Origin of the sequence: Microbacterium paraoxydans, assembly GCF_900105335.1 — a bacterium.
GTDB classification, from domain to species: Bacteria; Actinomycetota; Actinomycetes; order Actinomycetales; family Microbacteriaceae; genus Microbacterium; species Microbacterium paraoxydans.
In genome coordinates, this window is sequence record NZ_LT629770.1 from 2,016,177 (window position 1) to 2,038,528 (window position 22,352).

Below are 22,352 nucleotides of genomic sequence, written 5' to 3' on the forward strand. Positions count from 1 at the left end.
CGTCAGGCCCTCAACTCGAACGTCGTCGCGCCGACCTTGACCGGGGTGCCGAGGCTCAGGGAGACCGGACCGCCCGTCACCCGCTGGCCGGCGACGAACGTGCCGTTCGTCGAGTCGAGGTCCTGGATCGCCCAGGTGTCACCGCGGAGCAGGAGTCGGGCGTGGTGACTGGAGGTGTAGTCGTCCCGGATCACGAGGGCGGATTCGCTGGAGCGGCCGATCGTCATCGCGTCGGAGCCGAGGGGGAGCTCGAGACCCGCCTTCGGTCCGGAGGTGATCACCAGGCGCTTCGCCGTCGCCACGGTCGCGGGACCGGTCGACGGTCGCGCCGACGAGGGACGGGGCGGGGCGGCCGGGGCCGCGGCAGGAGCGGCGGCGGGTGCTCCCGCGGTCGCCTCGGCGGGGAGCTTGCGGGCGCGCACTCCGAACAGGTCGGCGCGCAGGGAGTAGACGACCCCGAACACGAAGAACCACATCAGCACGAGGAAGCCGACGCGGAGCAGGAGCAGGACCAGTTCGCTCATCCGAGGGCTCCGAACACGCGGGTCGCGTCGTCGTCCGGTCGGGACGACCGCGACGGGGTGGCGACGGGGACGATGCGGAACACGAGATCGGTGCGACCGATCGTGATCGTGGTGTCGGAGGGGAGGGCGGCTTCGCGGAGCTTCTGCCCGTCCACCTTCGTGCCGTTCGTGGACCCCATGTCGCGGAGCATGGCGCGCTCGCCGTCCCAGAGGATCTCGGCGTGACGACGGCTCGAGCCCGCGTCGGCGATGGTGATGTCGGCATCGGAGCCGCGGCCGATCACCGTGCGGGCACGGGTGAGGGTGTGCCGGCGCCCGTCGACGTCGACCACGGCCTGCCAGCTCACGCGTCCCTCGACGGTGCCCGAGGTGACGCGGACGGTGCCGGTGGCGACCTTGTCGTCCGCTTCGAGCGTGATGGACAGAGGGCCGGCGAAGCTGTACCCCTGCGACTTCGCGTGCTTCGTGAGGAGGGCGTGCAGCTCGTCCGTCAGCGCGCCGCCGAGCCCGCGCATGCGCTCCGCGTCGTCGGGGCTGAGGCGCACGACGTAGTTGTTGGGCGTGATGATGCGGTCGCGGCTCACCACGGCCGCAGTGGTATCCGCCTCGCGTCGCAGCGCCGAAGCGATCTCCACGGGCTGGATGCCGCTGCGGAAGGTCTTCGCGAACGCGCTGTTCACTGCGCGCTCGAGACCCTTCTCAAAGCTGTCAAGTAGTCCCACTGGGCTCCTCTGGCATGCCGACCGGTAGGGACATCGTAGCCAGGTGACCTGGGGGAACGCCGCCGACGCCCCTGCCGGGGTGTGCATCGCGGTCGAAAACGCGTGATATCCTCGGAAAGTTGAGTTCTTCGGAACGAGACGCTCGCGCGAGTGGCGGAATGGTAGACGCGCTGGCTTCAGGTGCCAGTGTCCTTATGGACGTGGGGGTTCAAGTCCCCCCTCGCGCACAGCGAGACATTCATGAAAGAGTCGGTCAGAGTCTGACCGGCTCTTTCTGTTTCCCCGCGAACACCCACGAACGGTCTCCCGCATGAGCCCCTGGATGCACACCGTCGGACTGATCGTCGTCCGCATCGTCTTCCCCGGGGCCCTGGCGCTGACGGCGTTGCTGCTCCTCTGGTACGGCTTCGGCATGCTGGACGAGACGCCCGGGTTCGCGTGGGTGATGATCGCGACGGGGGGAGCGGGGTTCCTTCTCTCCCTCCTCCTTCTCTGGCGACTCAACAATGCCCGCGGTCGCGAGGACTTCCGGTGGTACGTCGTGCCGGAGGACGACGCGGAGGGCGCCGTCCCGCCGGAGCCGATCTCGGCCGAGGAGAGGGAGCGCCTCACCCGTGAGCTGGACGAGGTGAACCGCCGGTGGCGGGAGGCGCTGGAGGCCGGTTTCCTCTCCGGCGGCTCGCTCGCCGCCCACGAGATCCGTGCGGAACTCGAGGAACGCGCGACGGCTCTGCGCCGTCGACTCGAGTCGCCTTCCTCTCCCGGTCAGTGACCAAAGTCCTCATCCTTTAGCGACGAAAGGTGGCCTGGAGTTCCGTCAAGCGCCGCCCTACTCTCAGCCGTATCCCAGTTCGGAGGGGTGGGTGGACTGGGCACGGAACAGGGGAGTGTTCATGCAGTTCTCTCTGCACACGAATTCCGAGCGCGAAGAGAAGAAGGACCGGAGAACGCGACGGCGGCTGCTGTCGCCGCGACGCCCGTGGGCGGTGGCGACCATGCTCGCCCTCGTGCTGGGATCCCTCGTCGCGCCCGTGCTCCCGGCGACGGCGGCCCCGGGCGACCCGGCGCAGCTGTACCTCGGCGTCTCCTACGAGGGTCCGATCGTCGGTACGGACAAGGACCTGACGGCACCGACGGAGTGCCCGGCGAACTCGGTACTCACCGGCGTCCGGACGGAGAACAGGACCGCGGAGGCACCGTCCGGAGCGAACGCCATCCTCACTCGATTCGCGCTGCAGTGTTCGACCATCACGGTGAGCAACACGGGCGTCGTGACGGGAACGGTGAACCCCACCTGGATCGATGGGCCGGTCTACGATCAGAGCCGCGGGAATGTGTCCACCGCGACGTGTCCGGCGAACACCTTCGCGCATCGCATCACCGGCACGACCTTCGTCGGCCAGGGCGTTCGATGGCCATCCTCCGTGCAGATCACGTGCCGCCCGATGACCTTCACGGCCGCGGGGGAGCTGCGGATCAACCTCGCGGCGACCCCCACCGTCCTCACCGCGGGTGAGAACTTCAACACCAACGGCGGTCTCGATACGCCGACTCCTCGCTGTGGTCCGGGGGACACGACCGGGACGAGCGACATCGTCGTGCGCGGTTACCGCGCGCAGAGCGGTGGCGAGGGCATCGACGGCTTCAACCCCTCCTGTACGACGATTCCCGACGACTTCGGCGATGCGCCGGCCAGTTACGGCTCGGTCTCCCATGAGCTGAATGCGGCGACGTATCTGGGGTGGTCGGCCGATGCCGAGACGGCGATGCAGTACAGCGCGAACGCGACGGGCGACAACGTGGTCGGCGGCACGGCCCCGAACCAGACCATCAACGACGAGACGGGGGTGGCGTCGTTCGGGCCGATCATGGCCAGCGTGACGAACACCTATTCGGTGTCGGTGTTGGCGTCGAACAAGGTGCCGGGGGTGCCGGCGACCCTGGTCGGCTGGATCGACTTCAATCGCAACGGCGTGTTCGATGCGAACGAGGGTGCCACCGCGACGGTCCCGGCGGGCACGGCGGACGGCTCGTCGGTGACGCTGAACTGGTCCGGCATCGCCTCGCAGACGGTGGGCGGGCAGACGTTCGCCCGATTCCGCATCCAGAGCGGGACAGGGTTGACCGCGGCGACCCCGACGGGGACGGGCGGTCCGGGTGAGGTGGAGGACTACGCCGTCACGATCACGGCTCCGGCGCCCTCTCTGGCGTTGACGAAGACGGTCACGCCGACCACCGCCAGCGCGGCGGGGGACACGGTGACCTATTCGTTCGCGGTCTCGAACACCGGCAACGTCGCCGTCTCGGGGCTCGGCATCCGCGAGTCCGCGTTCAGCGGCACGGGGACGCTCGGGGCGGTGAACTGTGCGGCGACGACGCTCGCCGTGGGGCAGAACACGACCTGTACGGCGGCGTACACGTTGACGCAGGCGGACATCGACGCGGGGACGGTGACGAACACCGCGCTCGCGACCGGAACCTCCGAGGCCAACACCGGCGTGGAGAGCAACCCGAGCACCGCGACGGTCACCACGACCCGCACCCCGGCGCTCACGGTCGTGAAGTCGGCGACCCCGTCCGGACCGGACGACTTCACGGTCGGACAGGTGATCGACTACTCGTTCATCGTCACCAACACGGGCAACGTGACCGTCTCGAGCATCGCGGTGAACGAGACGGCGTTCACGGGTTCCGGCTCCCTGTCGACGATCGAGTGCCCGGTCGCCCCCTCGCCCCGGGTGCGCAGACGACTTGTCGTGCGAGCTACACCCTGACGCAGACGGACGTGGACGGGGGATCGGTCAGCAACACGGCGACCGCCACCGGTGTGCCGCCCGGGTCGCTGACGCCTCCGGTGTCTCCGCCCTCGACCGTGCGCGTGCCGGTGGACCCGGCTCCGGCGATCTCGCTGGAGAAGAGCTCCGAGACGACCGCGATCACCGGCGCCGGGCAGACGATCGACTACTCCTTCCTCGTCACCAACACCGGGAACGTCACCCTGACGAACGTCGGCATCGACGAGGAGTCCTTCTCCGGCACCGGAGCCCTCGACGTGACCTGCCCCGCCGGCGCCGCCTCCCTCGTGCCGGGGGCCGAGGTCACCTGCACCGCGAGCTACACCGTGACGGCCGCGGACTACAACACCTCGGCGCTCACGAACACGGCCACCGCGACGGGCACGCCGCCGACCGGTACGGCACCGGTGTCCTCGCCGTCCACGGTCGAGATCCCCGTCACCTCCGCCCCGGCGCTCACGGTGGCGAAGACGGCGGACCGCACGGAGATCACCGCGGCCGGACAGACGATCACCTACTCGTTCCTCATCACGAACACGGGGAACGTGACGATCGCCGACGTCGGCGTGACGGAGACGTCGTTCACCGGAACGGGAACCGCCCCCGTCGTCACCTGCCCCGCGGCCGCCGCCTCCCTGGCCCCGGGCGCGCAGGTGACGTGCACCGCACCCTACGTGGTGACCCAGGCCGACATCGACGCGGGCGGGGTGACCAACACCGCGACCGTGACCGGGGAGCCGCCCACGGGCGAACCACCGGTGTCACCGCCCTCGACCGTGGTGGTCCCCGCGGACGAGACGCCCGCGATCACCCTCGTCAAGACGGCCGATCCGACGTCGATCACCGCCGCCGGGGCGACCGTCGACTACGCCTTCCTCGTGACGAACACGGGCAACGTGACCCTCACCGACATCACCGTGACCGAGACCGCGTTCTCCGGCACGGGCACGGCGCCGGAGATCACCTGCCCGGCCGCCGCGGCGACACTCGCTCCGGGCGCCCAGGTGACCTGCACCGCGTCCTATGAGGCGACGCAGGCGGATGTCGACGCGGGTCAGGTGACCAACACCGCCACCGCGACGGGCACGCCGCCGCGCGACCTCGAGCCGCCGGTGTCCGCACCCTCCACGGCGATCGTCACGGTGCCCGGCGCGCCCGCCCTCACGGTCGCGAAGACGGCCGACCGGACGGAGATCACCGCCGCGGGGGACGTCATCACCTACTCGTTCCTCGTGACGAACACGGGCAACGTGACCATCGCGGACGTGACCGTGGACGAGGTGTCGTTCTCGGGTACCGGTGCGACTCCCGTCGTCACCTGCCCCGCAGCGGCCGCGTCCCTCGAACCCGGAGCTCAGGTGACGTGCACCGCGACCTACGAGGTGACGCAGGCCGACATCGATGCAGGCGGCGTGACGAACACCGCCACCGTGACGGGCGACCCGCCCGGAACCCTCGAGCCGCCGGTGTCGCCGCCGTCGGAGGTCGAGGTGCCGTCGATCGAGACGCCGGGCATCACCGTCGTGAAGTCGGCCGACCCCTCCACCGCTGCCGGCTACACGGTGGGGACGGAGATCACCTACACGTTCGTCGTGACGAACACGGGCAACGTGACCCTCACCGACGTGACGGTGGACGAGACGGCGTTCACGGGCTCGGGAGAGGTGTCGGCGATCTCGTGTCCGGCGGGGGCCGCATCGCTCGCACCGGGGGCGCAGGTCGAGTGCACCGCCACGTACACGCTGACGCAGGCCGACATCGACGCCGGGCAGTTGTCGAACACGGCGACGGCGACGGGCACACCGCCGTCGGGGACGCCACCGGTGTCGCCGCCGACGACGGTGGAGATCCCCGGTGACCCGGCCCCGGCGCTGACCGTGGCGAAGACCGCTGACCGGACGGAGATCACGGCAGCGGGACAGACGATCACCTACTCGTTCCTGGTGACGAACACCGGGAATGTCACGGTGCGCGACGTCACGGTGGAGGAGGGCACCTTCACCGGTACGGGTCCTGCTCCGGTCGTGACCTGTCCTGCGGGTGCCGCCACGATGATTCCCGGTGCGCAGGTGACCTGTACGGCGGAGTACGTCGTCACGCAGGCGGACATCGACGCCGGTGGAGTCACCAACACCGCGACCGTGACGGGCACGCCGCCGTCCGGGGAGCCGCCGGTGTCGCCGCCTTCCGAGGTCGAGGTGCCGTCGGAGCCGTCGCCGGGCCTGTCGGTGTCGAAGACGGCGGACCGGACCGAGATCACGGCCGCCGGCCAGACGATCACCTATTCCTTCCTCGTCGCGAACACCGGCAACGTCACTCTGACGGACGTCGAGGTGACGGAGGCCTCGTTCACCGGCAGCGGGACCCCGCCGGTCATCGAGTGCCCGGCCGCGGTGGCGTCGCTCGCTCCCGGGGACGAGGTGACCTGCACGGCGGAGTACGTCGTCACGCAAGCCGACGTGGATGCGGGTGGTGTGACGAACACCGCGACCACGACCGGTACTCCCCCGTCGGGGGAGCCGCCGGTGTCGCCGCCTTCCGAGGTCGAGGTGCCGTCGGAGCCGTCGCCGGGCCTGTCGGTCGTGAAGTCGTCCGACCGGTCGACGATCACCGCAGCGGGTCAGACGATCACGTACTCGTTCCTCGTCACCAACACGGGTAACGTGACGATCGCCGACGTGACGGTCGAGGAGACGGGCTTCACCGGCACCGGCACGGCTCCGGTCGTGACGTGCCCGGCGGGGGCCGCGTCGCTCGCGCCGGGTGCTCAGGTCACCTGCACCGCGCCGTACGTGGTCACGCAGGCCGACCTCGACGGCGGCGGGGTGACGAACACCGCGACCGTGACCGGCACGCCGCCCTCGGGCGAACCCCCCGTGTCACCACCCTCGACCGTGCTGGTCCCCGGCGACCCGGCACCCGCGCTGACCGTGGCGAAGACGGCCGACCGCACCGAGATCACCGCGGCGGGCCAGACGATCACGTACTCCTTCCTCCTCACCAACACGGGCAACGTCACGCTGACGGACGTGGGTGTGGACGAGGTCTCCTTCACCGGCACCGGCACGGCTCCGGTGGTGACCTGTCCCGCGGGAGCGGAGTCGCTCGCTCCGGGAGCGGAGGTGACGTGTACCGCGCCGTACGTCGTGACCCAGGCCGACGTCGATGCGGGTGGCGTCACGAACACCGCCACCGGCACGGGGACACCGCCGTCGGGGCAGCCACCCGTCTCGCCGCCGTCGACGGTCGAGGTGCCCTCGGAGGGGTTGCCGGCCCTCACGGTCGCGAAGACCGCGGACCTCACGCGCATCAGCGCCGCAGGGCAGACGATCACGTACTCGTTCCTCATCACCAACACGGGCAACGTCACGATGACGGACGTCGGCGTGGACGAGGTGTCGTTCTCAGGGACGGGAACCGCGCCGGTCATCACGTGTCCGGCCGCGGCCGCCTCGCTGGCCCCCGGTGCGACCGTGACCTGCACGGCGCCGTACGTGGTCACCCAGGCGGATGTCGATGCAGGGCAGCTCACGAACACGGCCGTCGCGACGGGAGAGCCGCCGACGGCTCCGCCGACCAGCGAGCCGCCGCTCACGCCTCCGTCGACGGTGGAACTGCCCGGTGACCGGAACCCGGCGATCGCCGTGGTGAAGTCGGCCAGCCCTGACACGGCAGCGGCCTACGTCGTGGGCCAGGACATCACCTACTCCTTCGTGGTGACCAACACCGGCAATGTCACGCTGACGGACGTCACGATCACCGAGGGCGACTTCTCCGGGACGGGTCCGCTGTCGGCGATCGACTGCCCGCCCGGGACCGCGTCGATGGCCCCCGGTGCCCAGCTCATCTGCACGGCGACGTATGTGCTAACGCAGGAGGACATCGACGCCGGCCAGGTGACGAACTCCGCGACCGCCACCGGTGTGCCGCCCGGGGACCTGCAGCCCCCGGTGTCGCCGCCGTCCGAGGCGCGCGTCCCCGCGCTGTCGACTCCGGGCCTCAGCATCGTGAAGTCGGCGACCCCGGCCGTGATGACGACCGTGGGGGAGACTCTGGAGTACTCCTTCGTCGTGACCAACACGGGAAATGTCACCCTGGCGGACGTGGCGGTGGACGACACGGACTTCTCCGGTGAGGGCGAGCTGTCGGCGATCACCTGCCCGGACGACGCCGCCCGCATCATTCCGGGCCAAACGGTGACCTGCGCGGCGACCTACACGACCACACAAGCGGACGTGGACTCCGGACGGCTGACCAACACCGCGACGGCCACCGGCACGCCGCCCTCGGGTGAACCGCCGGTGTCACCGCCCTCGACCGTGGAGGTGCCGTTCGACGGGACCAACTCCCTCGCGATCGAGAAGCGGGCGACGACCGTCGACGTGAACGCCAACCGGCTCATCGACCTCGGCGACCGGGTGGAGTGGACGATCATCGTCACCAACACCGGGGCGCAGACGGTCTCCGACATCGTCGTGTCGGATCCCACGGCCGGTGCGGTCACCTGCCCGGCGACGAGCCTCGCCTCCGGGGAGCAGATGACGTGCACGGTGCCTCCGCACACGATCGACGCCGCGGACGTGCGTCGCGGTGAGGTGCGCAACGTCGCGACCGTGACCGGCAACACGCCGGCAGGGCCGATCGATCCGCCGACCTCGCAGACGGTCACCCGCGTGGTGCCGACGCCGCCGACCGGACTCGCGGTCACGGGTGGCACGCTCGCCGCCGGCGGCCTGCTGCTGGGCGGGGTGATGGTCCTCGCCGGACTGGGCCTGGGCCTCACGCGGATGCGACGGCGAGAGGAAGAGCAGGAACAGCGCTGACCGAGAGGCGGCCCGTGGCGGGTGATCGCCCGCCACGGGCCGCTCCTGGTCGAAGGAGGAGCCCATGATGTCCACACGCCGCCGCAGCATCGCCCGCCTCGCGGCCCCGATCCTGATTCTCGGATTCCTTCTCAGCGGCTGCACGCCCGCCGCGGAGGATCCGGCCCCGACGCGCACGGCCGCGGAAGGGGCGCCGCAGATCCCCGGTGAAGACGAGGGGGTCGTCGGAGCGACGAGCGTGCCGGAGGATGTGCCGGACGCTCCGGAGGTGCGCGCCGGCACCCAGATCACGACCTGCACCACGGAGGATGACGGCGGTACGGCGGAGGGCGTGGTCGGCAATCCGACCGACGAGGATGCCGCCTACGTGGTGACCGTGTTCTTCACCACCGATGCGGCCACGGTCGTCGGGTCCGGTCAGGTGACGGTGGAGGTCCCCGCCGGCGAGGAGGCCGACTGGTCCCTCACCGCGGACTTCGTGCCGCCGAGCGACCTCCGCTGCGCGCTGCGCGGAGCGGGCGCGGCATCCTGACCCGCTGAGGCGGCTCAGCTGAAGAGGATGAGGACGTAGACGGCGAAGGTCACCAGGTGCGCGGCGCCGTGCATCGCCGTGACCCGCTTCGCCGCGAACGTCGTCACCGACAGCAGCAGCGTCACGGCGAGCATGAGGAGGTTCGCCGGCGACTCGGCGAGCACCACCTCCTGCCCGGTGAGCATGCCGATCAGGAGGACAGCGGGGATGGTGAGGCCGACCGTCGACACGAGCGCGCCATGGCAGAGGTTGTTCACGCGCTGCGCCTCGCCGTTCAGGGCCGCGCGGATCGAGGTGATCGACTCGGGGAGGAACACGATGCCCGCGATCAGCAGTCCCGCCAGGGCGACCGGAGCGCCGAGCCGGCCGAGACCGTCGTCGAGCAGGGCCGCCATGTCGTGCGAGAGCAGCACGATCGGGACGACCGTGACGACGAGGAGCACGAGGCGGGTCAGCACCTCGACGCGGTGGGCCGCGAGCACCTCGCGGATGGGGGTCCGCGGCGCCGCCGCGCCCTCGGAAGCGCGGGCCCCCGACCGCAGTCGCTCGTCCACCTCGGTGAAGTCGTCGGCCTGCGCACCCATCTGCCGGAACAGGAAGAACGCGTAGAGAGCGAGGGTGAGCAGGATGATCGGGATCTCCTGCCCGATCGTGTACGCACCGTTGTCGCCGATGAGACCGGGGAGGCCGAACGCCAGAGCGACGAGGACCACGAGCATCGACAGGTACGCGGATGTGCCGGTGCGGTTGTGCGCCATCCCCCGATGGCGGAGGCCACCGAGGAGGAGGGCCAGGCCGATGACGAGGTTGAGGATGATCATCGACACGGCCATGACCGAGTCCCGCGCGATCGTGGCGTGCTCGCCCGGCCCGAGCATGACGGCCGAGATGAGGATCACCTCGATGAGCACGATCGACAGCGTCAGCACCAGGGAGCCGTAGGGATCGCCCAGCCGGTGGGCGAGGGCCTCCGCCTGCTTCACGACGCCGAACGCGCACACGAGGATGACGGCGACGATCACGAGGAGGGCGACGACGAGGAGGGGTCCGGGCACGGGCGGCGCGAGCAGCGGGTGCAGGGCCAGCAGGGCGGCGAACGCGGCCCACCCCAGCGCCACGCGCAGCACGTCGGTGCGGGTGATGAACGACCGGATCATGACGGACTCCTTCATGAGTCAGTCGTCGTGTGCGGGTACTGCTCCCTCGTCCGCTGCTCCGGGTGCCGGAGACACCTCCAGGATACCCGCGCTCCCGGAACAGCGGCTGAGCAGAGCCGGACTCAGCCTTGCGGTGCGTCGTTCCAGGACCAGATGTCGTCGCCTCGCAGCACGGCGTCGGCCCCGCCGTCGCAGTAGATCGTCTGTCCCGCCATGTGGGTGTTGGCCGGGCTGGTCAGCCAGACGAGCAGCTCGGCGATGGAGGACGCCGGCTGGTGGTAGTTCAGCGGCATCGGCACGGCGGCGTCCACCATGGCCAGGCCCTCGGGCGAGTCGAGCAGGCCAGCCGTCATCGCCGTGGTGACGGTTCCGGGGGCGACGGCGTTCAGCGGGATGCCCGCTCCCGCCCACGCCGGGGTGACGCTCTCGCGACGGACCCAGCGCGAGAGGGCGCGCTTGCTGGACGAGTAGTTGAGGAACCCGGCCTCGGGCGTCGCGGCCAGGCGGTCGCCGATCTCGATCGCGCGCGCCTCGTCGCCGGCGAGGGCGGCGTCGACGAGCTCGGGCGACACCGGCTGCAGCGAGGCCATCGACGACACCACGGCGGCGCGGGGTGCGTCGGCCAGACTCAGCGTGGGCTGGAGCGCGGTCAGGAACTCGGTCACGCCGAAGAAGTTGATGGACATCGTCTTCGAGATCGGAGCCGAGATGCCGGCGCAGGCGATGACGGCGTCGATCCCGTCGTCGGCCGCCTCGACCACGGCGCTCGCCGCGGCCAGACGCCCCTCGTGGGTGGAAAGATCTCCGTCGACCTCGACGCCGGCGAGGTCGACGCCGATGACGGTGTGGCCCTGGGAGCGGAGCAGCTCGGCGGTGGCGGCGCCGATCCCGGATGCGGATCCGGTGACGACATAGGTGCGGGTCATGGGGTTTCCTCCTTGATGGACACGACCGGCGGCGTGCCGGACAGTGCGGTGACGAAGCGGCCGAGCTGGCGGCGGAATCCGTCGATCTCGTCCGGTGACCAGCCTGCGAGCGCATCGTCGACCATGCGATGGCCTGCCTCGACCAGGCGCGCATAGGCCGTCCGGCCTGCGTCCGTGAGGCGCACCTCGACCGTGCGTCCCGAGCGCACGGGGTCGACGACGCCCTGCGTCGCCATGCGGGCGACGAGCTTCGACGTGGTCGGCCGCGACAGTGTCGCGTGCGCGGCCAGGTCGCCGAAGCCCATCGCACCCCCGTTCATCCCGAGCAGGTAGAGCGCGCGGATGGCGGACGGATCGAGGGCGACGTCGACGGCTTCCGCGACCTGACGTTGCAGGTCGCTCTCACTCCATTCCGACACCACGCGGACGAGTGCCAGGTGGATGCCGGCGACGTCCTCGCCGGTGGTCATGTGTCCATGGTACGCCTCAAAGTTGCCTCAGGCAACAGTAGTGACGTATCCCGCGCTCGCCGTGTCCTCCGCGAGCGTGAAGAAGTGCCGACCGCCCGCGCGCCGCGCGCGTCGCCACCGTCGCTGCTGCCCGTCGGCGTAGTCGAGCACGATCCACGCGGGCGGGGGCGTGCCCTGCGGGCCGAGCACGAACGAGCACGCCCCGAGGCCGGGGGAGGCGAGCTCGGCGACGAAGCGATCGCCACCGGGGGCGAACGGTGCCGTGTCATGGAGCTCCGCCGGCTGTAGCCGCAGCACGGCGTCGGCCGGTTCCTGGGTCTCCGCGCGGAGCCGGCGCCTCATGCGGCACCGCCCTGGCGTGCCGCCCACTCCCGGGTGTCCCGAAGGCCGTGCGCATCGAGGTAGGCGCGGATCACGTCCGCGGTCAGGCGGATCTGCGCCTCCGTGCCCATCGCCGCCTGCATGACGCCGATCGCGGGCGCCGGCTTGCCGTCCACCCGCTCGAGCGCCTCCCAGACGATGTCCTCGCGGCCGCCGCGGCCGAGGGCGTGCGGCATCGAGGTGAACCCCGTCCTGCGCTGCTCGGTGGGTCGTGTCTCTGGCATGAGTGTTCCTCTCTCGGGGCGTATGGGCAGGCTCGCGCCGAGGGACGGGGGTCCCTCGCGAGACGCACGTCGGACGGCGGGGTGGTCTCCCCGGGGTCGGTGCGCGTGGTGCGGTGGCGCGCTCCGCCGGCGGCCCGGTGAGGGGCGTGCGGAGCGGTCGGCCTGGCCGGTTGCTGTCCTTCGACGGTACCACGTTATTTTGAGTCATTCAAAAGAAGTGGCTGGGTCATCCGCTCGTCGAGTGGGGTCCTGAGCGATTCCCGGGCGCGTTTTTCTCCCGTTCAGCGGGAAATTTGACTTCCCTGTGCTTCCGGGTATGGTCGGGGGTTACGCCAGCCAGTCACAAAGGGGAAGCGCCATGTCAGGAAAGTCCACACCGGGTCGCGCAGGAAAGAAGGCGCCGCAGCTCTCGCTCAAGGAGAAGCGGGCGGCGAAGCGCGCGAAGAACGCCCCGGACGAGTTCCTCAAGCCTCGCAAGGGCGCGAAGAGCTGAGGGCTCCGGCCCGGTGGGCGTGGCGGTCCTCCGCTGCGCCCACCGGGGATACCGGGGCGACGGCGAGCTGTCAACGGGCCTTGTCCTCAGCGCGGATCCGACGCACTCTGGAGTCTCCGCTACGAGAGGAGCGCGTCATGTCGAATCCGGAAGCCTTCATGTACCCGGACGAGCCGTTGCTGTCGGAGGAGGCTCTGCGGCTCGCGGAGGAGGACGCCGCCGCCGAGTCCAAGGAGGAACCGTCCCGCGAGGGCATCGCGGCACATCTCGCCGAACGGGGCGGCGACGACCCCGACGCCCTGCAGGACGTGCCCGCCGGCGGCGCCGGTGCGGACGCCGGGGCCGGAAACGCGGCCCGCGTCGACCCGTCGTCGAAGAACCCGCCGGAGCCCGCCTACGAGTCGACCCACAGCAAGGAGCCGGGCGTCGGTCCGCGGCACGAGGGCGACTGAGCCGACGCTCAGCGGAAGAGGCGGCTGATCCCGCTCTCGACCTGCGCGAGCTGGATGAAGACGAGGCCGCGCCAGAGCGGAAGCAGCGGTGCCCGCAGTGCCCGTCGCACCGGACCGCGCGGCCTGGCCTCCCACGTCATCGTCGCGCGGAGCTGCGTCCCGCCCGCGGCCGGTTCGAGTGCCATCGTGAGGGCGCGCGGATTCGCATGGGGCGCGTCGGGGTACTCGAAACGCCAGGTGAGCGCCCCGGACTCCTCCTCCCGCATCACGCAGAGGCGATGGAACTCGGGCTTGCGGCGCAGGGGTCGTCCGTCCGGCGCCGTGGTCGGGGCGAATGCCTCCCAGGGACCGTCGTTCCCGGCGGGGAGGACGCCGGCGACGCTCTGCTCCCACTCCGGGAGCCGTTCAGGATCGGCGAGCACCGCCCGGACCTCGGATTCCGCGGCCGGCACGAACATCGAGCGGGACCCGGTGATCCCCCCGGCGGCCGGCTTTCGGCCCGGCTGAGGCGAGCGCGCGGTGCCCTTGACCTCGTCGAGCTGGGCCGTGAGGTCGTCTTCCGTCACGGCGAGCCGACCGAGGATGGCGGCGATCAGGCCGCTGGGTTCTGCGAGCAGGGCACGAAGCACGGCGGCGGAGTCCCCGCGGCGACCTCCCTGAGACGCGGCTCGGAGCACGGCGAGGGCACGCTCGGTCCAGTCGTAGCCGTCGGTCTCATGGAACACGATGCGCCCTGGACCCACCGCCGGAGCGTCGATCCCCATGGCGAGGATCTGCCCCGCGTGCTGCGCCTCGACAGCGGCCCTGGTGGCATCGAGGCGGACGCCGGCCCGTCGGAGCACCTGTCCGCCGGTGTCGGCGTCGATCGTGAGCGCGAGCAGCAGGTGGTCGATGTCCGCGTCGCGCAGTCCGAGGCGTGAGGCCTCCTCCATCGCCGCAAGCGAGAGGGTGTGCATGGCCGCGGCGGCGTCCGTGAAGCGGCTCATGCGTTCCGCCGCGGGACCGGGATGGTCGGGTCGATGCGGCGGCTGTGCTTCTTGTGCGCGGCCTGTCGCGTGACGCCGAGGGCGTCTGCGATGGTCTGCCAGCTCATCCCGGCGCGAAGGGCGGCCTCCACCTGCCGCAGCTCGAGAGCGTCGGCGAGGGTCCGCAGCGAGGCCACGGCGCGCAGCCCGGCACGCGGATCGGTCGTGTCCGCGGCGGCGCGGGCGATGTCGAGGGACTCCATGCTGTCAACCTAGGTTGCTGACGGGCAGATTGTCAACCGCGGTTGCTCGAGGAGTCCCTCGACCGACCCGTCAGGCGGCGGAGGGGTGCAGTACGACCTTGATGCAGCCGTCCTTCTTCTCCTGGAACGTCCGGTACAGCTCCGGGGCGTCCTCCAGCGCCGCGTGATGCGTCGTCAGATCCATCACGCCCAGCGGATCCGACGGGTCCTCGACGAGCGGGAGGAGATCGTCGATCCAGTTCTTCACGTTGCACTGGCCCATCCGCAGGCTGATCTGCTTGTCGAAGAGGGTCTTCATCGGCAGGATGTCGGCATCGCCCGCATACACACCGCTCAGCGAGATCGTCCCGCCGCGGCGGACGGCGTCGATCGAGGCGTAGACGGCAGCGAGCCGATCCACCCCGGCCTTGTCGAGCATCTGCCGCGCTGCGGGATCGGGCAGCAGGCCGACCGCCTTCTGCAGGAACTCCACACCGCTGTTGCCGTGCGCCTCCAGGCCCACCGCATCCACCACGGCATCCGCACCCCGTCCCTCGGTCGCGTCGCGGATCTCTTCCACGGTCGTGTCGGTGAGGTCGAGCGTCTCGATGCCGTGCCGCTCCGCCATCGCCCGTCGTTCCGCCACCGGTTCGACGGCGATGACGCGGTTGCCGCGGTGCCGGGCGATCCGGCTGACGAACTGCCCGACGGGGCCGAGGCCCATCACCGCGAGGGTCCCGCCTTCGGGAAGCTGCGCATACTCCACGCCCTGCCAGGCCGTCGGCAGGATATCGCTGAGGAAGAGGTAGCGCTCATCCGGCAGGTCCGGTGCGACCGGGATGTGGTTGTAGTCCGCCAGCGGCACGCGGAGGTATTCGGCCTGCCCGCCGGGGACCTGGCCGTAGAGCTTGGTGTAGCCGAAGAGAGCTGCGCCGCTGCCGTACTTCCGCACCTGGGTCGTCTCGCACTGCGATTGCAGCCCGCGGAGGCAGAAGAAGCACACCCCGCAGGAGATGTTGAAGGGGATCACCACGCGGTCACCGGGCTTCAGCTTCGTGACGTTCGCGCCGACCTCCACCACGACGCCCATCGGCTCGTGCCCGAGGATGTCGCCGCGGTCGAGGAACGGCCCCAGGAGCTCGTAGAGGTGCAGGTCGGATCCGCAGATGGCCGACGAGGTGATCCGGACGATGGCGTCCGCCGGCTGCTGGATGACCGGGTCGGCGACCTCCTCCACCGTCACGTTCCGTTTGCCCTGCCAGGTGAGTGCCTTCATCATGTCCTCCACGTCTCGATGTCCGTCGTCCCTCCACGCTCTCGGGCGCGCCGCAGCATGGCCACCCGGTTGACAGGCCGTGGACGACGTGCGATCCCCGGGACTCAGTGGAAGGGGCAGCCGCGCCCGGAGCCGGAGGCGCGCACCCGCGCTCCGGACGTGGGCTTGGTGGGCAGGCGGCGGCGATTCACGTCGAGCCCCTCGTCGAGCACCGTCAGCTCCGGGTCGCTCAGGACGGCGACGGCGGCGGAGAGCCCGGCGATGACGAGCTTCTCGCCGGGGCAGCGGTGGCCGGAGGCGACGTCGCCCCCGCCCTGGGGGACGAAGGTCGTGATCTCCTCGTAGTCGTCCACGTCGGTGAACCGCTCGGGGGCGAAGCGCTCCGGGTGGGACCACGACCGCTCGTCGGTGTTCGTGCCGAGGATGTCGAGGACGACCCGGCCGCCCTCCGGGACCGTGACGCCGTCGATCTCGACCTCGGCGATGGTACGACCAGGCAGCATCGGCACGAACAGTCCGGTCCGCCGCACCTCCTGCGCGAACAGGACGGCCAGCGTGCCCCCGACCAGGGCGCCGCGCTCCGTCGTCTCCGCTGCGATCCGGGTACGCCACTCGGGGTGGTCGTGCAGCTGCTTCGCGGCGAAGGCCACGAACCGCGCGGCGGCGATCATCGGACGGATGCTGTTCTGCAGCTCGACGCCGGCCACCTGGGCGGGCAGAAGCTCGCCGTTCTCGTCGCGATGCGCGGCCCACAGGGCGAGCGCGGTGCCCTCCGGCGCCGCCAGGTCGCCGGCGCGGACGGCTTCGATGAGGCGGCGCGCGTGACGGTCCGAGAAGATCCGGTTCGCGAACGCCTCGACGTAGGCGGGGGAGTAGGGGGCGCCGAACCCGTCCACGATCTGCGCGAGGCGCGCGGCCCAGCGGGTCTGCGCCGCCGGCGTGCCCGGGAGCCCGGCCCAGCGCATCATGGCGCGCCCGAAGGCGCCGACGGCCGCGTCGTAGGCGCTGCGGGTGCCGCCGGCGCGCCAGTCCTCGCGCTCGGCCGCCCATTCCCGTTCGAGGAACGGTGTGAGCCGTTCGACCTGCGCGTCCTCGTACGCGGCTTGGACGAAGGTGGCCTTGCGGTGGCGGTGGGCGGTGCCGTCGAGCGCGTGCACGGAACCGTGCCCGAACAGGGGCTCGCGGACGATCCCCGGCATGGCGCCGGCACGGGCGATGCGGCTCTCGTCGTAGAACAGCTCCACACCCTCGGCACCGCGGACGAAGGCCGCCGGGTGCCCGAGAAGGCGCATCGGGGCCGACCGGGCGCCGGGGCGGACTCGGCGCCAGATGCGCTCGCCGAAGTCGTAGCCGCGGGTGAGCAGCGCCGGCGAGTCCTCGTGCAGGGCCGCGTCGACACCGTCGGAGAGTCGGGAAGTCAGTCGCTGAAGCATGATCCGACCCTGTCACGCGCCCGTGCGGCAGCCCAAGGGGGAGGCGTCCTCGGACCGATTGTGCTAGCCGGGACGGTCGGTGTCGCCGATGTCAAGCACCTGCCCGAGTGAGGTTCGCGGCGCGCAGGATGGGGGCAGAACGGAGGAACCATGGCCACCAACACCCGCGACCTGACGTGCACCACCCATGACGTGTTCCGCGTGCTGGCGAACGGCTGGCTCTACCCCGCGTGGGTGGTCGGCGCCTCCCGCATGCGCGACGTGGACGACTCCTGGCCCGCGGCCGGGGCCCAGCTGCACCATTCGGTCGGCACGTGGCCCGCGCTCCTGGACGACACCACCGAACTGGTGGAGTGGCACCCGCCGCACCGTGCGGTCATGCGGGCGCGCGGCTGGCCGGTGGGAGAGGCGCAGGTGACGATCCGCGCGCGGACGACCCCGACGGGATGCCAGGTGCGCATCGACGAGGAGCCCGTCAAGGGCCCGGCGACGATCCTGCCCCGATTCCTGACCACGCCGATGCTCCGCTGGCGGAATGCGGAGACGCTGCACCGTCTCGGCTACCTCGCCGAGGGCCGCGCGTCCTGACACGCGCTCAGCGCGTCACGCTCCGGCGCGCATGAACTCCTCGGCGGCGCGCACCTGCTCCGCGGACGGACGGATGCCGGTGTACAGGACGAACTGCTCCAGCGCCTGCCGGGTCGCGACCTCGGCTCCCGTGATCACCGTCTTACCCGCGGCTCGGCCGGCGGCGATGAGCGGCGTCTCGGCGGGCAGCGCGACGACGTCGAACACGACTTCGGCGGCGTCGATGGCCTGTTCCGGGAAGGCGAGGGCGTCGGCCTCCGTACCCCCGGCCATGCCGATCGGGGTGACGTTCACGATCACGTCGGCCCTCGCGTCTCCGACCTCGGCGCGCCAGGCGAACCCGTACAGCTCGGCGAGGGAGCGGCCCGCCGTCTCGTTCCGGGCGACGATGGTCACGTCCGTGAAGCCGGCGTTGCGGAACGCGGCGGCCGTCGCCTTCGCCATGCCGCCCGAACCCCGGAGGAGGACCGACGACGCCGGGTCGAGGTCGTTCTCCGTGATCAGCTGAGCGATCGCCGCATAGTCGGTGTTGTGGGCCGTGAGCACGCCGTCGTCGTTCACGATCGTGTTGACGGAGTCGATGGCCTGCGCCGAGGGGTCCATGCGGTCGACGAGCTCGATGACGTCCTCTTTATAGGGCATCGAGATCGCGCACCCGCGGATGCCGAGGCCGCGCACCCCCGCGATGGCCTGCGTGAGGTCGGTCGGGGCGAAGGCCTTGTAGATCCAGTTCAGATCGAGGGCCTCGTACAGGTGATTGTGGAAGCGGGTGCCGTTGTTGCTCGGCCGTGCCGACAGCGAGATGCAGAGCGTCATGTCCTTGTTCAGCATGGTCACCGAATCAGGCTACCCCCGAGTCTGTCAAGGTCCATGGCGGGAGATCGCCTCCTCCCCTAGGGTGAAAGTGCATGCAAGGGGATCGATCGTCTACGCCTCTCCCCAGGAGGCGGAGGCCCTCCCCACGGGCCGGACGATCCGTGCATGCGATTGGGCCCTCTCGAGTAGTTCAGTCCCCAATGGACTCCTCGAGAGGGCCGCTCTCCGGCTGCTCGCCACGAAGTTTTTTCAGATTTGTCCCCCAAAAGGGGGACAAGAAGCTCGCGGAGGGGTTAGGCTGTTCCTGACGCACCCTCCGGTCGTCTTCGGCCCTCATCGCTCCCCCCGCGGTGAGGGCCACACCATTTTCCGGGCGCATCCGCTCATGCAACATTTGGATTACCTTCTCGCAACGGCTATTCCGCCGGGGGTCCCCTCCACTAGCGTTAGCGATGTCGGTGCACCCCTGCGTCGGCTTCTACATCAGCAGAACAGGCAGTACATGAGCACCCAGGGCACGGTCAAGTGGTTCAACTCGGAGAAGGGCTTCGGCTTCATCTCCCCCGACGACGGAGGCGCTGACGTCTTCGCGCACTACTCCGCCATCCAGTCATCCGGCTACCGCTCTCTCGAAGAGAACCAGCGGGTCGAGTTCGATGTGGCGCAGGGTCCCAAGGGCCTGCAGGCAGAGAACATCCGCCCCGTCTGAGGCGGAAGCAACACCGGGAACTCCCCGTCGGATCCACGCGCAGGCGCTGACCCGGCGGGGAGTTTCGTCTTCCCTGATGGCCCTGGAGCCGGTCAGGGCAGCAGGAGTGCGCGCAGCTCGTCGACGGTCGTGACGCGGAACGCCGCGTCGTCGCCCTCGTGCGGGTCGCTGAAGCCCCAGCCGACGAAGATCACGGGCACGCCGTTGGCGAGACCGCCCTCGACGTCGTGGTGCCGGTCGCCCACGAGGACCGGGCGGGAGGTGTCGGCACCGAGCGCGCGCAGCCGTCGCAGCGCCTCGGCCACGATGTCCGTCTTGGACGCGAGCGTGGCCTCGTCCGGCGTGGCGCCCACGGTCGTGAGGAACGACGGCCGGAGTCCGAAGTGATCGACCAGCGCGTCGACCTGGTTCTCGGGCTTCGAGCTCGCCGTCGCCTGGGGCACGCCCGCCGCGTGCAGGTCATGGATCAGCTCGGCGACGCCCGGATACGTCTGCACGTCGGTCGTGTACCCGTCGGCTTTGCCGAGGGTGCGGTAGAACGCCACCGCCTCGGCCGACTGCTCCGGCGTCATCCCCGCCTGGTCCTGGAACGACTGGAACATGGGAGGGCCGATCCAGTGCACGAGCTCCTCGCGCGTCGGCGCCGGGTGGCCGAAGTGCGTCAGGGCGATGTTCAGGCGACGCAGGATCCCGACCGAGGCGTCAACGATGGTCCCGTCGACGTCCCAGAGCACACACGAGTAAGGCGAAGAGGGCATGCCTCCAGCCTAGGGTCCCGCGAACGGGTGCCCGCCCGTCCTGCACAGGTGTGCACGAAACGGGTTCATCCACCGAACGCGGGAAGGCCCTTCACGCCGATCTAGAGTCGTGACAGCGGCGGGATCACGGGTGAGAATGGGGGCCATGTACGTGTCGGTGGAAGTCATCACGATGCTGGCGACGGCCGCGACGACTCTCGTCGCGATCATCAGCGGATTCGGCTGGATGATCGGTCGGATGGACGCGCGCTTCGCCGCGGTGGACGCGAGGTTCGCGATCCAGGACGCGAAGTTCGACCGGATCGAGCACGAGCTCACCGAGGTGAAGATCGCGATCGCGCGGCTGGAGGGCCCGCGGCCGCGCCTGGTCTCGACGCGCTGAGGGTCAGAAGAGGCGGGGGATGCCCGACTCGATGCCCTTCATGTCGTCGTAGTCGAGCACGAGGCAGCGGATACCGCGATCCTCGGCGAGCACGCGGGCCTGCGGCTTGATCTCCTGAGCGGCGAACACGCCCTGCACCGGGGCGAGGTGGGGGTCGCGTCCCAGGAGCTCGAGGTAACGGGTGAGCTGCTCGACGCCGTCGATGTCGCCGCGGCGCTTGACCTCGACCGCGATCGCCACGCCGTCGGCGTCGCGCACCAGCAGGTCGACCGGGCCGATGGCCGTGGGGTACTCGCGACGGACCAGGGTGGCGCCCTCGGCGACGCGGTCCACCTGCTCCGCGAGCAGGCGCTGCAGGTCGGCCTCGACGCCGTCCTTCTGCAGCCCGGGGTCGATCCCGAGTTCGTGGCTGGAGTCGTGGATGACCTCGTAGATCTGCACGCGGAGGGCATCGCCGGTCTTCTTGTGGGTCACGCGCCACACCTCGACGACGCCGGCGCCGGCCTCCTCCTCGCCCGGTTCCTCGGTCGCGAGCACGCACGGCGGGCTCATCCAGTTCAGCGGCTTGTAGCTGCCGCCGTCGGAGTGCACGAGCAGACTCCCGTCACCCTTATGCACGAGCAGGCGGGTGGCGAGCGGAAGGTGGGCGTTGAGTCGGCCGGTGTAGTCGACCGAGCAGCGGGCGATGACGAGACGCACCCGACGAGCCTACTTCGTCGTCGCCGGGGTCGCGGTCAGAAGATCGCGTCGAAGAGTCCCAGCTCGGTGGCGGCCGACCGGGCGATGAGGAAGCCGATGATGCCGATGATCCAGGCCGTGTTCTCGGCGCCCGTCCGCTCCATCCAGGCGGCGAAGCGCTCCAGCGGGCGCTGCACGAGCGGGGCCGCCACCAGTCGCAGCACGAGGAGCACGAGCGCCGGGAGGATCATCAGCGCGCAGTACCCGGCGAGGGAGAGCACCCGGAGCGGCGTGTCGACGCCGGCGTCCGCGAGCATCGTCATCGCCACGATGTAGGGGAGCATCGTCGCGACCTCCACGAGCCCGGCCGCGATGGCGACGGCCATGACCGCGAACCCCCGGGTCTGCGGGTCGAGCAGGCGTTCCCGCCACCGAGCGATCCGACCGGGACGCGGTGCGGTCGTCGCAGTGGCGGTCGAGGGAACGGGTGGGTGTGCCGGGGCGATCGACCCGGACAGCGGTTCGCTGCCCGGGTCGCCGGAGCCGGTCGCCGCGGTGGTGGCCCCGTGCGCTCCGCCCGGCGCCGCTTCCGCAGGCTTCGTCGGCATCACGAAGGCGGTGACGAGAAGGGCGGCGCCGACGACGAGACGGGTGATCATGCCCGCGGGAGAGCTCAGGAAGGCGGAGGCGACGTCGACGAGGTTCACCAGGCCCCAGAGGAAGAGGAGGCCGACCACGAGATAGAACACGGCGATCGTCGCGAGATAGAGGAGGATCCGTCCGGCGCGCACCCGGCCGGGATGCAGCAGCAGGAAGACCGGGATGAGCAGCGTCCCGACGCTCAGGCCGTCGATGAGCGCGAGCACGGCGAGGGAGAGGGGCAGCGGGAGCCCGCCGAAGAGTTCCATGCCTCCACGATTGCGACGGCTCGGCATGCGCGGATCGGGCGAAAGTCGGGGTCGTCCGGATGCTCTCATCCTTTGGTCGGATGCGACGCCGTCCGCGC

Annotated in this window: 24 protein-coding genes and 1 tRNA gene; 10 read left to right on the plus strand and 15 right to left on the minus strand. The window is 70.6% G+C overall.

The window, feature by feature from the left end; all coding sequences use genetic code 11:
• Positions 1 to 2 precede the first annotated feature (2 nt).
• Complete coding sequence (locus BLU02_RS10080) at positions 3 to 524, minus strand: FHA domain-containing protein FhaB/FipA (protein ID WP_083370959.1); 522 nt, start codon at positions 522 to 524, stop codon at positions 3 to 5.
• Positions 521 to 1,246 (minus strand): FHA domain-containing protein, encoded by a 726-nt coding sequence (locus BLU02_RS10085; protein ID WP_060923298.1) that lies wholly within the window; start codon positions 1,244 to 1,246, stop codon positions 521 to 523. Before BLU02_RS10085 ends, BLU02_RS10080 begins: the two co-directional genes overlap by 4 nt.
• Before the next feature lie 144 nt (positions 1,247 to 1,390).
• On the opposite strand from BLU02_RS10085, the gene BLU02_RS10090 reads away from it, so the two are divergent.
• The 5 genes from BLU02_RS10090 to BLU02_RS10110 all read left to right on the plus strand — a co-directional run bounded on the left by BLU02_RS10090 (position 1,391) and on the right by BLU02_RS10110 (position 9,396).
• Positions 1,391 to 1,473, plus strand: a tRNA-Leu gene (locus BLU02_RS10090).
• 83 nt (positions 1,474 to 1,556) lie between these two features.
• Entirely contained in the window at positions 1,557 to 2,018 is a 462-nt protein-coding gene (locus BLU02_RS10095) for a hypothetical protein (protein ID WP_060923299.1), read from the plus strand.
• 121 nt (positions 2,019 to 2,139) lie between these two features.
• Positions 2,140 to 4,020 (plus strand): CLIPPER-2 domain-containing protein, encoded by a 1,881-nt coding sequence (locus tag BLU02_RS10100; protein ID WP_157547044.1) that lies wholly within the window; start codon positions 2,140 to 2,142, stop codon positions 4,018 to 4,020.
• Positions 3,960 to 8,864 carry a CLIPPER-2 domain-containing protein gene (locus BLU02_RS10105; RefSeq protein ID WP_060923301.1) on the plus strand — a complete coding sequence of 1,635 codons (4,905 nt, stop codon included), beginning with the start codon at positions 3,960 to 3,962 and terminating at the stop codon, positions 8,862 to 8,864. Before BLU02_RS10100 ends, BLU02_RS10105 begins: the two co-directional genes overlap by 61 nt.
• 64 nt (positions 8,865 to 8,928) lie before the next feature.
• Positions 8,929 to 9,396: a hypothetical protein gene (locus BLU02_RS10110; RefSeq protein WP_060923308.1), complete on the plus strand. Its 468-nt coding sequence runs from the start codon at positions 8,929 to 8,931 to the stop codon at positions 9,394 to 9,396.
• A 14-nt stretch (positions 9,397 to 9,410) separates the two neighbouring features.
• Here the strand turns inward: BLU02_RS10110 and BLU02_RS10115 are convergent, their stop codons facing one another.
• From BLU02_RS10115 to BLU02_RS10135, 5 genes are all read right to left on the minus strand, one after another.
• A complete protein-coding gene (locus BLU02_RS10115; protein WP_197676690.1) occupies positions 9,411 to 10,553 on the minus strand; it encodes a calcium:cation antiporter in 1,143 nt (380 codons plus the stop codon).
• Positions 10,554 to 10,675: 122 nt separating this feature from the next.
• Complete coding sequence (locus tag BLU02_RS10120) at positions 10,676 to 11,479, minus strand: SDR family oxidoreductase (RefSeq protein ID WP_060923310.1); 804 nt, start codon at positions 11,477 to 11,479, stop codon at positions 10,676 to 10,678.
• Positions 11,476 to 11,949: a MarR family winged helix-turn-helix transcriptional regulator gene (locus BLU02_RS10125; protein WP_060923311.1), complete on the minus strand. Its 474-nt coding sequence runs from the start codon at positions 11,947 to 11,949 to the stop codon at positions 11,476 to 11,478. Before BLU02_RS10125 ends, BLU02_RS10120 begins: the two co-directional genes overlap by 4 nt.
• A gap of 27 nt (positions 11,950 to 11,976) precedes the next feature.
• Positions 11,977 to 12,291 (minus strand): hypothetical protein, encoded by a 315-nt coding sequence (locus BLU02_RS10130; protein WP_060923312.1) that lies wholly within the window; start codon positions 12,289 to 12,291, stop codon positions 11,977 to 11,979.
• Positions 12,288 to 12,554, minus strand: coding sequence for a hypothetical protein (locus BLU02_RS10135; RefSeq protein WP_060923313.1), 267 nt, complete (start codon positions 12,552 to 12,554; stop codon positions 12,288 to 12,290). The genes BLU02_RS10130 and BLU02_RS10135 overlap by 4 nt, the downstream gene beginning before the upstream one ends.
• Positions 12,555 to 12,912: 358 nt before the next feature.
• Here BLU02_RS10135 and BLU02_RS17860 point away from each other — a divergent pair, with 358 nt between their 5' ends.
• Together BLU02_RS17860 and BLU02_RS10140 are read left to right on the plus strand one after the other, a co-directional pair.
• A complete protein-coding gene (locus BLU02_RS17860; RefSeq protein ID WP_255218720.1) occupies positions 12,913 to 13,047 on the plus strand; it encodes a hypothetical protein in 135 nt (44 codons plus the stop codon).
• Positions 13,048 to 13,184: 137 nt separating this feature from the next.
• Positions 13,185 to 13,499, plus strand: a complete 315-nt coding sequence (locus BLU02_RS10140) for a hypothetical protein (RefSeq protein WP_060923314.1) — start codon at positions 13,185 to 13,187, stop codon at positions 13,497 to 13,499.
• Between the two features lie 8 nt (positions 13,500 to 13,507).
• Here the strand turns inward: BLU02_RS10140 and BLU02_RS10145 are convergent, their stop codons facing one another.
• From BLU02_RS10145 to BLU02_RS10160, 4 genes are all read right to left on the minus strand, one after another.
• Entirely contained in the window at positions 13,508 to 14,485 is a 978-nt protein-coding gene (locus tag BLU02_RS10145; protein WP_060923315.1) for an SRPBCC family protein, read from the minus strand.
• Entirely contained in the window at positions 14,482 to 14,727 is a 246-nt protein-coding gene (locus BLU02_RS10150) for a hypothetical protein (RefSeq protein WP_060923316.1), read from the minus strand. Before BLU02_RS10150 ends, BLU02_RS10145 begins: the two co-directional genes overlap by 4 nt.
• A gap of 70 nt (positions 14,728 to 14,797) precedes the next feature.
• Positions 14,798 to 15,982 (minus strand): zinc-dependent alcohol dehydrogenase, encoded by a 1,185-nt coding sequence (locus BLU02_RS10155; RefSeq protein WP_060923317.1) that lies wholly within the window; start codon positions 15,980 to 15,982, stop codon positions 14,798 to 14,800.
• Between the two features lie 104 nt (positions 15,983 to 16,086).
• Entirely contained in the window at positions 16,087 to 17,415 is a 1,329-nt protein-coding gene (locus tag BLU02_RS10160) for a cytochrome P450 (RefSeq protein WP_083370960.1), read from the minus strand.
• 150 nt (positions 17,416 to 17,565) lie between these two features.
• Here BLU02_RS10160 and BLU02_RS10165 point away from each other — a divergent pair, with 150 nt between their 5' ends.
• The gene (locus tag BLU02_RS10165) at positions 17,566 to 18,003 is read left to right on the plus strand and encodes an SRPBCC family protein (RefSeq protein ID WP_060923431.1); all 438 of its coding nucleotides are present in this window, start codon (positions 17,566 to 17,568) and stop codon (positions 18,001 to 18,003) included.
• 15 nt (positions 18,004 to 18,018) lie between these two features.
• Here the strand turns inward: BLU02_RS10165 and BLU02_RS10170 are convergent, their stop codons facing one another.
• Positions 18,019 to 18,840, minus strand: coding sequence for a shikimate 5-dehydrogenase (locus BLU02_RS10170; RefSeq protein ID WP_174521460.1), 822 nt, complete (start codon positions 18,838 to 18,840; stop codon positions 18,019 to 18,021).
• A gap of 481 nt (positions 18,841 to 19,321) precedes the next feature.
• Here BLU02_RS10170 and BLU02_RS10175 point away from each other — a divergent pair, with 481 nt between their 5' ends.
• Complete coding sequence (locus BLU02_RS10175) at positions 19,322 to 19,528, plus strand: cold-shock protein (protein ID WP_017203899.1); 207 nt, start codon at positions 19,322 to 19,324, stop codon at positions 19,526 to 19,528.
• Between the two features lie 92 nt (positions 19,529 to 19,620).
• On the opposite strand, the gene BLU02_RS10180 is transcribed toward BLU02_RS10175, so the two are convergent.
• On the minus strand, positions 19,621 to 20,286 hold the full coding sequence (locus tag BLU02_RS10180) for an HAD hydrolase-like protein (protein WP_060923430.1): 666 nt from the start codon (positions 20,284 to 20,286) through the stop codon (positions 19,621 to 19,623).
• Between the two features lie 145 nt (positions 20,287 to 20,431).
• On the opposite strand from BLU02_RS10180, the gene BLU02_RS10185 reads away from it, so the two are divergent.
• A complete protein-coding gene (locus tag BLU02_RS10185; protein ID WP_060923429.1) occupies positions 20,432 to 20,668 on the plus strand; it encodes a hypothetical protein in 237 nt (78 codons plus the stop codon).
• Between the two features lie 3 nt (positions 20,669 to 20,671).
• Here the strand turns inward: BLU02_RS10185 and nucS are convergent, their stop codons facing one another.
• Positions 20,672 to 21,367, minus strand: coding sequence for an endonuclease NucS (gene nucS / locus BLU02_RS10190; RefSeq protein WP_060923428.1), 696 nt, complete (start codon positions 21,365 to 21,367; stop codon positions 20,672 to 20,674).
• Between the two features lie 35 nt (positions 21,368 to 21,402).
• The gene (locus tag BLU02_RS10195; protein WP_060923427.1) at positions 21,403 to 22,254 is read right to left on the minus strand and encodes a GAP family protein; all 852 of its coding nucleotides are present in this window, start codon (positions 22,252 to 22,254) and stop codon (positions 21,403 to 21,405) included.
• Positions 22,255 to 22,352 lie beyond the last annotated feature (98 nt).

What these genes read in the sequence shown, in the direction of transcription:
- BLU02_RS10080 (WP_083370959.1), bottom strand. Translation starts at nt 524, where the DNA reads ATGAGCGAACTGGTCCTGCTCCTGCTCCGCGTCGGCTTCCTCGTGCTG.
- BLU02_RS10095 (WP_060923299.1), top strand. Translation starts at nt 1,557, where the DNA reads ATGAGCCCCTGGATGCACACCGTCGGACTGATCGTCGTCCGCATCGTC.
- BLU02_RS10100 (WP_157547044.1), top strand. Translation starts at nt 2,140, where the DNA reads ATGCAGTTCTCTCTGCACACGAATTCCGAGCGCGAAGAGAAGAAGGAC.
- BLU02_RS10110 (WP_060923308.1), top strand. Translation starts at nt 8,929, where the DNA reads ATGATGTCCACACGCCGCCGCAGCATCGCCCGCCTCGCGGCCCCGATC.
- BLU02_RS10115 (WP_197676690.1), bottom strand. Translation starts at nt 10,553, where the DNA reads ATGATCCGGTCGTTCATCACCCGCACCGACGTGCTGCGCGTGGCGCTG.
- BLU02_RS10120 (WP_060923310.1), bottom strand. Translation starts at nt 11,479, where the DNA reads ATGACCCGCACCTATGTCGTCACCGGATCCGCATCCGGGATCGGCGCC.
- BLU02_RS10125 (WP_060923311.1), bottom strand. Translation starts at nt 11,949, where the DNA reads ATGACCACCGGCGAGGACGTCGCCGGCATCCACCTGGCACTCGTCCGC.
- BLU02_RS10130 (WP_060923312.1), bottom strand. Translation starts at nt 12,291, where the DNA reads ATGAGGCGCCGGCTCCGCGCGGAGACCCAGGAACCGGCCGACGCCGTG.
- BLU02_RS10135 (WP_060923313.1), bottom strand. Translation starts at nt 12,554, where the DNA reads ATGCCAGAGACACGACCCACCGAGCAGCGCAGGACGGGGTTCACCTCG.
- BLU02_RS17860 (WP_255218720.1), top strand. Translation starts at nt 12,913, where the DNA reads ATGTCAGGAAAGTCCACACCGGGTCGCGCAGGAAAGAAGGCGCCGCAG.
- BLU02_RS10140 (WP_060923314.1), top strand. Translation starts at nt 13,185, where the DNA reads ATGTCGAATCCGGAAGCCTTCATGTACCCGGACGAGCCGTTGCTGTCG.
- BLU02_RS10145 (WP_060923315.1), bottom strand. Translation starts at nt 14,485, where the DNA reads ATGAGCCGCTTCACGGACGCCGCCGCGGCCATGCACACCCTCTCGCTT.
- BLU02_RS10150 (WP_060923316.1), bottom strand. Translation starts at nt 14,727, where the DNA reads ATGGAGTCCCTCGACATCGCCCGCGCCGCCGCGGACACGACCGATCCG.
- BLU02_RS10155 (WP_060923317.1), bottom strand. Translation starts at nt 15,982, where the DNA reads ATGAAGGCACTCACCTGGCAGGGCAAACGGAACGTGACGGTGGAGGAG.
- BLU02_RS10160 (WP_083370960.1), bottom strand. Translation starts at nt 17,415, where the DNA reads ATGCTTCAGCGACTGACTTCCCGACTCTCCGACGGTGTCGACGCGGCC.
- BLU02_RS10165 (WP_060923431.1), top strand. Translation starts at nt 17,566, where the DNA reads ATGGCCACCAACACCCGCGACCTGACGTGCACCACCCATGACGTGTTC.
- BLU02_RS10175 (WP_017203899.1), top strand. Translation starts at nt 19,322, where the DNA reads ATGAGCACCCAGGGCACGGTCAAGTGGTTCAACTCGGAGAAGGGCTTC.
- BLU02_RS10180 (WP_060923430.1), bottom strand. Translation starts at nt 20,286, where the DNA reads ATGCCCTCTTCGCCTTACTCGTGTGTGCTCTGGGACGTCGACGGGACC.
- BLU02_RS10185 (WP_060923429.1), top strand. Translation starts at nt 20,432, where the DNA reads ATGTACGTGTCGGTGGAAGTCATCACGATGCTGGCGACGGCCGCGACG.
- BLU02_RS10195 (WP_060923427.1), bottom strand. Translation starts at nt 22,254, where the DNA reads ATGGAACTCTTCGGCGGGCTCCCGCTGCCCCTCTCCCTCGCCGTGCTC.